7 protein-coding genes are annotated in these 5,803 nt (G+C 64.2%); 3 read left to right on the top strand and 4 right to left on the bottom strand.

Annotated features, from left to right (window positions below):
* The 3 genes from QT222_RS07725 to ptsH1 form a co-directional block, all read left to right on the top strand.
* On the top strand, nucleotides 1–594 hold a 594-nt coding region (locus QT222_RS07725), incomplete at its 5' end, for an FGGY-family carbohydrate kinase (RefSeq protein ID WP_491476824.1).
* Nucleotides 595–597: 3 nt separating this feature from the next.
* Nucleotides 598–1,608 carry a DUF7973 family transport facilitator gene (locus QT222_RS07720; protein ID WP_491476823.1) on the top strand — a complete coding sequence of 337 codons (1,011 nt, stop codon included), beginning with the start codon at nucleotides 598–600 and terminating at the stop codon, nucleotides 1,606–1,608.
* Nucleotides 1,609–1,697: 89 nt separating this feature from the next.
* On the top strand, nucleotides 1,698–1,982 hold the full coding sequence (gene ptsH1, locus QT222_RS07715) for a phosphocarrier protein HPr (protein WP_004056851.1): 285 nt from the start codon (nucleotides 1,698–1,700) through the stop codon (nucleotides 1,980–1,982).
* On the opposite strand, the gene dhaM is transcribed toward ptsH1, so the two are convergent.
* The 4 genes from dhaM to QT222_RS07695 all read right to left on the bottom strand — a co-directional run.
* Nucleotides 1,979–2,365, bottom strand: a complete 387-nt coding sequence (gene dhaM, locus QT222_RS07710) for a dihydroxyacetone kinase phosphoryl donor subunit DhaM (RefSeq protein ID WP_491476822.1) — start codon at nucleotides 2,363–2,365, stop codon at nucleotides 1,979–1,981. The genes ptsH1 and dhaM overlap by 4 nt on opposite strands.
* Nucleotides 2,362–3,060: a dihydroxyacetone kinase subunit DhaL gene (dhaL, locus tag QT222_RS07705; RefSeq protein ID WP_491476821.1), complete on the bottom strand. Its 699-nt coding sequence runs from the start codon at nucleotides 3,058–3,060 to the stop codon at nucleotides 2,362–2,364. Before dhaL ends, dhaM begins: the two co-directional genes overlap by 4 nt.
* A gap of 91 nt (nucleotides 3,061–3,151) precedes the next feature.
* Complete coding sequence (gene dhaK / locus QT222_RS07700) at nucleotides 3,152–4,147, bottom strand: dihydroxyacetone kinase subunit DhaK (protein ID WP_491476820.1); 996 nt, start codon at nucleotides 4,145–4,147, stop codon at nucleotides 3,152–3,154.
* 108 nt (nucleotides 4,148–4,255) lie between these two features.
* Nucleotides 4,256–5,803, bottom strand: a 1,548-nt coding sequence (locus tag QT222_RS07695; protein WP_491476819.1) for a class I tRNA ligase family protein, incomplete at its 5' end; no start/stop codon positions are given.

Below are 5,803 nucleotides of genomic sequence, written 5' to 3'. Positions count from 1 at the left end.
GGTGTGAGTGAAGTGGCCGGGGCGTCTGAGGAAGGCGTGGACACGATGAGCACGTTAAGCAACGCTAAGGAGCCACAACACTTACAGGAGTCGGAAACGACGTCAGGCGGCTTTGTCCAGTTTCCCGTTTCCGCGGGGCACGGGACGCCACACTGGAAAAAGCTTGCCCGTGGGACCATCGTCGGCATGACTCGCGGCACCCGCCGCGAACACATCGTTCGTGCGACGCTCGAATCCATCGCGTTCCAGACGCGCGACGTGGCCGAAGCCATGGAGTCCGACAGCGGTATCGACCTCTCCAGCCTCCGCGTGGACGGCGGAGCGGTCAAGAACAACTTCCTCTGTCAGCTCCAGTCGAATATTCTCGACACCGAAATCGTCCGTCCGCAAGTCGACGAGACGACAGCACTCGGTGCTGCCTATGCCGCGGGTCTCGCCGTCGGCTACTGGGAGACGATGGAAGAACTCCGCGCGAACTGGCAGGTCGACCGCGAGTTCGGTCCCTCGGACCCGCAGAACGTCGAACACCGCTACGGCCGCTGGAAAGAGGCAGTCGACCGCTCGCTGGATTGGGCACGGGACACGGAGGAGTAATCAATGGCACTGGACCAACTCTGGGCGATTGAGATGCTTATCGCCGCCTTCGCTGGCGGCGCGTTCGGTGCAGCAATCGGTGCGCTTCCGGCCTTCATCTTCACCGGCTTCATGGTTATCGCCGGTGAGGTGGCGTCCTACGTCGATGCCGACGCGGGCGCAATCACGGGCGCGATTGCATTCGGTGTCCCGTTCTCCCCGGCAATCAGTTTCGCCGGTGGCGCGGCCGCCGCGGCCTACGCGGCCAACCGTGGCTACATGGACTCCGGATTCGACTACCACAACGCGAAGGACATCGGCTTCGCACTCGGCTCGAAGCCCGACGTGCTCGCCGTCGGTGGTATCTTCGGTATCATCGGCTACTGGCTGACCGTCCTCTCGGCATCGTTCAACATGCCGTACGACCACATCGCGATGGGTGTGACGCTTTCGGCGCTCATCCACCGCGTCGCCTTCGGCTACGATATCGTTGGTAAGGTCCGCGGCAGCAGCCTCCTCGACATGACGCCGTTCGAACGCGGTGAGACTCGCGGCGGCGCAATCGCCGACGGCGGCGAGGGCGGACGCCTGAGCGTCGAACCGTGGCTGCCGAACATGTACCAGTGGGAAGAAGTGACGGCCATCGGCATCGTCGTCGGTATCATGGCGGCGTACATCGCGCTCTCGACCGGCAGCCCGTTCCTCGCGTTCGGTATCTCGGCCGCGAGCCTCATCTTCCTGAACCTCGGCGTCGAGCGCATCCCGGTGACTCACCACATGTCGCTGCCCGCATCGACGGCGGCGCTCGCGTACACCGCGGGTGCGACCGAACTCGGTGCCGTCGCGCTCCTCATCGGCGGCGTCTTCGGTGGCATCTCCGCGCTCTTCGGTGAGGTGTTCCAGCGCATCTTCTACGCGCACGGTGACACCCACTGGGACCCGCCGGCGGCCGCGATTGTGTTCGGGACGTTCCTCGTTGCGATGCTCGCCATCGCCGGGGTCTTCCCGGACTCGTCGTGGGTCGCGACGTTCTAACTCACAAACAACCACACGGTCCCGCACCGCTTTTTTGGGTCACGTTCCGCAACCGGCAGCGCTAACGCTCCCCAATCGGTAGCGGATGTATGGAACGCATCGTCTCTGTCGTCCCGAAAGACGGCCTCCACGCCCGTCCTGCATCCCAGTTCGTCGAGACAGCCAATTCATTCGATGCTGAGATTACACTCGGCCGTGTCGATGACGACAGCCTCGTCCCCGCGGCGAGCATGCTCGCTGTGACCGGTCTCGGCGTCTCTCACGGTGAAGAAATCAGACTGGTCGCCGACGGCGACGATGCCGAAGCGGCACTCGACGCGCTCGAAGACGTGCTTTCGACGCCCGAGTCGGGCGACGAAGCGTCGGAGAATTAGTTCAACTTCCGGTAGTCGCGCGCATCTGTCGCGCGCTCGACCACAGAGTCGAGCGTCGCCTTCGGACTCGTCGTCTCCACCGCGGCGTTGAGTGTCCCCTCCAGAATCGGGGCGTCGGCGATAATCGCATCCACGTTCATCGCCATCTCGATGGCGAGTTCGGCGTTCATCACAGCGCTTCCGAGGTCGACGAGAACGACGACACCATCGCCGTCGTCGGCTTCCTCGATACCCTCGCGGATGCGGTCGGGCGACGTTCCGATTCCGTCTTCGTCGCCACCGGCGGGAACGATGCGGGCGTTGCCGCCGCCCATCTGTTCGGCTACGTCAGCGATTCCTTCGGCCGCCTTCGCGCTGTGCGAGACGACGACGAGACCAATCATTCGTCCCTCCGTGCGGCATCACCGGCGTGGGCGTCGCGGTCGACCGCACCGTCCAGATACTCCTCAGCGGTCGCAAGCAGTTCTTCGAGGATGAACAGCGTGCTCGTCGCGCCGGGGTCTTGATGGCCGACAGAACGCCAATCGAGGAACGAAGACCGGCCTTTGAGGGCCTTGAGCGGAACAGTGAACTCGACTCCCCGTTCGGCCGCGTCGACGGCCTTGGCGAGGGCTGTAAGCGGCGGGAGGTCGTCCTGCTCGATGGACTTCTTGTAGGTGTGGACCGCGGGAACGAGCGCGTCCACCATCGTCTTCGACCCGACCTCCGCCCCGCCGCGGTCTTTGACCTTGTCGAGGTACGCCTCCGCGAAGGCGACCGACGTTTCCGCGGTAATCCCGTCTTCGAGTTCCTGACTGGCGAACATGATAGACCCGCCGTAGAGCGGGCCGGAAGCCCCACCGACGTTCGAAATGAGCGTCGTGCCGACGTTTTTCACGACCTCGTCGGGGTCCATCTCGGCGAACGCTTCGCGCTTTTCGGCCGCCTCGCCGAATCCGCGCTGCATGTTCGCGCCGTGGTCCGCGTCGCCGATTGCGGAGTCGAGGTCGGTGAGGTACCCCTTCTCCTTGGCGAGTCGCGCCGCCACGTTATCGAGCGCGTCTAACACCGCGTCGCGTTGTGTTTCTACGTCGGCCATAGCGTCCCCTTCGCAACCATATTCGTTAAGCCCTTGCCACGGTGGAGCAGTCTGCCGGGAAAAATCGAGGACGGACCGGTCGTCGGTCAAGTTATTCGGCGACGGTGAGCGCGGGCGTCTCCGCCGGCGCGCCGAGCAGTTCCTTCAGTTCGTCGTCGACACGGAGGACGGAGACGGAACAGCCCATCATATCCAGCGAGGTCATGTAGTCGCCGACCCACGCGTCCCACGTCTCGATGCCGCGGTCATCGAGGATAGACTGGAGTTTCCGGTTGACGATGTAGAGTTCCGAAAGCGGCGTGCCACCCATGCCGTTGACCAACGTGACGACTTCCTCGCCTTCGTCGAGGTCGAGGTCCGAAAGGACGTTCTCGGTCAGATGTTCGGTTATCTCGTCGGCGCTCATCATGTCGGCGCGCTCGGTGCCGGGTTCGCCGTGGATGCCGATACCGAGTTCGAGTTCGTCCTCGCCGAGGTCGAACGTCGGTTCGCCCTTCTCGGGCGTGACACACGAGGTCAGCGCCATCCCCATCGTTCGAACGTTGTCGATTACCTTCTCCGCGACTTCCTTGACTTCCGCGAGGTCCGCTCCCTCTGCTGCCTTCGCACCGGCGCACTTGTGGACGAAGATAGTGCCCGCAACGCCACGGCGACCCGACGTGTATAGCGAATCTTCCACCGCGACGTCGTCGTTGACGACGACCTGTTCGACATCGATGCCTTCCATCGAAGCCATCTCGGCGGCGGTGTCGAAGTTCATCACGTCGCCCTCGTAGTTCTTGACGACACAGAGAACTCCCTCCCCCGCGTCGGTCGCCTGAATCATCTCGTCGAGTTGGTCCGCCGTCGGCGACGTGAACACCTCACCGGCCGCCGCGCCGTCGAGCATGCCCTCGCCGAGGTAGCCCGCGTGTGTCGGTTCGTGGCCCGACCCGCCGCCGGAGACGACCGCGACCTTCCCATCGACCGGTACGTCGTCTCTGACGAGGACGTTCGTCCCGTCGAGTCGACGCACGGGGTGTGCGGCCACCATCCCGTCGAGCATCTCGTCGACCACCGCGCTCGGTTCGTTGATGAGTTTCTTCATGACTCACAGACCAAGACGCCCGAGTAGGCCAAAAGTGTTGGTCAGCCGGAAGGCTCGGCAGACGACGATGAGCCAAAGAATAACGGGGTCGTCGCTGTCGGCGACGACTTACTCGAGTTGCGTGACTGCGATGGTCACGGACACGTCTTCGACATCCCACGTCTCGACCGTCTCGCCGTCGGCGGTGCCGAGTTCGAGCGAGCGAGCGCGAACTTCCTCGGCGATGAGGTCGCGGTTCTCCTCGACGAAGGCGGCGACGCGGTCGTCTGCCACGTCGATGCCCACGTCGATTTCCTCTTCGACGTCGAGGTCGAGTTGCTTGCGCATCTCCTGAATGCGGCGGATAACGTCGCGGGCGTAGCCCTCGGACTCGATGTCGTCGGTAAGCGCGGTGTCGACGTAGACGGTGCCGCCCTCGAAGTCGGCCCCGGTGACGTTCTCCGGCGGTTCGGCACGGTAGGAGACCATCTCGTCGGTGAGTTCGTAGGTCTCGCCGTCGACTTCGACGCCGGATTCGACCTCGGCGCGGGTGAGACCCTCGACGGCACCCATGATTTTCTGGGCGTCAGCGCCGAACTCCGGCCCGATGACGCTCATCTGCGGTTCCGCCGTCTCGACGAGTTCGTCGAACACGTCGACGACTTCCACGGCGCGCGTGTTCACGCGCTCAGAGAGGAGGTCCGAGAGGGCTTCGACGGCCGCTGCAACCTCGTCGTCGTCGGATTCGACGACGATGCGCGAGACGGGCCAGCGGAGTTTGCGGCCGCCCAGTTGTCGGGCGTGGGCCGCGGCCTCCTCGACGTCGCGGAGGACCGCCATGTTGGCTTCGAGGTCCTCGTCGCGGCGGTCTTCGTCCGGTTCGGGGTACGAGAGCATGTGGACGGTCGTCTCAGAGCCGTCGAGACGCTGGTACATGCGCTCGGCCATGTACGGCGTGTAGGGCGCGATGAGGCGGAGAGACTCGGCAAGCACCGTCGAGAGCGTGGCGTACGCGCCGAGTTTGGAGTCGGAGTCCTCCTCGTCCCACATGCGCTCGCGGATGGCCTTCACGTAGAAGCGCGAGACGTCCTCGGTGATGAAGTCGAGAAGCGTGTTCAGCGCGGTGGAGACCTCGTAGTCGTCCCACGCCTCGTGCATCTCGGCCTTGACGGTCTGGAGACGCGAGAGCACCCACTCGTCGACGACGGTGAGTTCGCCTTCTGAGAGGTCGGCCTCGGCGGGGTCGTAGCCGTCGAGGTCCATATACGGAAGCGGGAAGCGGAAGACGTTCCAGAAGATGTTGAGCGTCGACTGCATGTCTTCGAGACCGTCCCAGTCGAACGAGAGGTCGACACCCTGTTGGTCGTGACACAGGAGGTACGCGCGAAGCGGGTCCCGACCGGCGCGGTCGATGGCCTCTTCGGGCGTGACGATGTTGCCGACGGACTTCGACATCTTGCGGCCGTCCTTGTCGTTCGCGAACCCGTGCATGAGGACTCGCTTGTACGGGGACTCGCCAGTCGCGGCGGTACCCATGCCGAGTTGCGACCAGAACCATCCGCGGGTCTGGTCGTGTGCCTCGATGATGAGGTCGGCGGGCCACAGTTCCTCGTAGTCCTCCGTCTCGCTCGGGAAGTCGAGGGTGCCCCACGTGGCGACGGAGGAGTCGATCCACAC

Source organism: Haloferax sp. s1, assembly GCF_058382125.1.
This window is presented reverse-complemented; position numbering and strand designations above follow the sequence as displayed.

Coding starts and splice junctions, on each gene's coding strand:
- dhaK (WP_491476820.1), bottom strand. CDS start 4,147: ATGAAGAAACTCATCAACGAACCGAGCGCGGTGGTCGACGAGATGCTC.
- ptsH1 (WP_004056851.1), top strand. CDS start 1,698: ATGGAACGCATCGTCTCTGTCGTCCCGAAAGACGGCCTCCACGCCCGT.
- QT222_RS07720 (WP_491476823.1), top strand. CDS start 598: ATGGCACTGGACCAACTCTGGGCGATTGAGATGCTTATCGCCGCCTTC.
- dhaL (WP_491476821.1), bottom strand. CDS start 3,060: ATGGCCGACGTAGAAACACAACGCGACGCGGTGTTAGACGCGCTCGAT.
- dhaM (WP_491476822.1), bottom strand. CDS start 2,365: ATGATTGGTCTCGTCGTCGTCTCGCACAGCGCGAAGGCGGCCGAAGGA.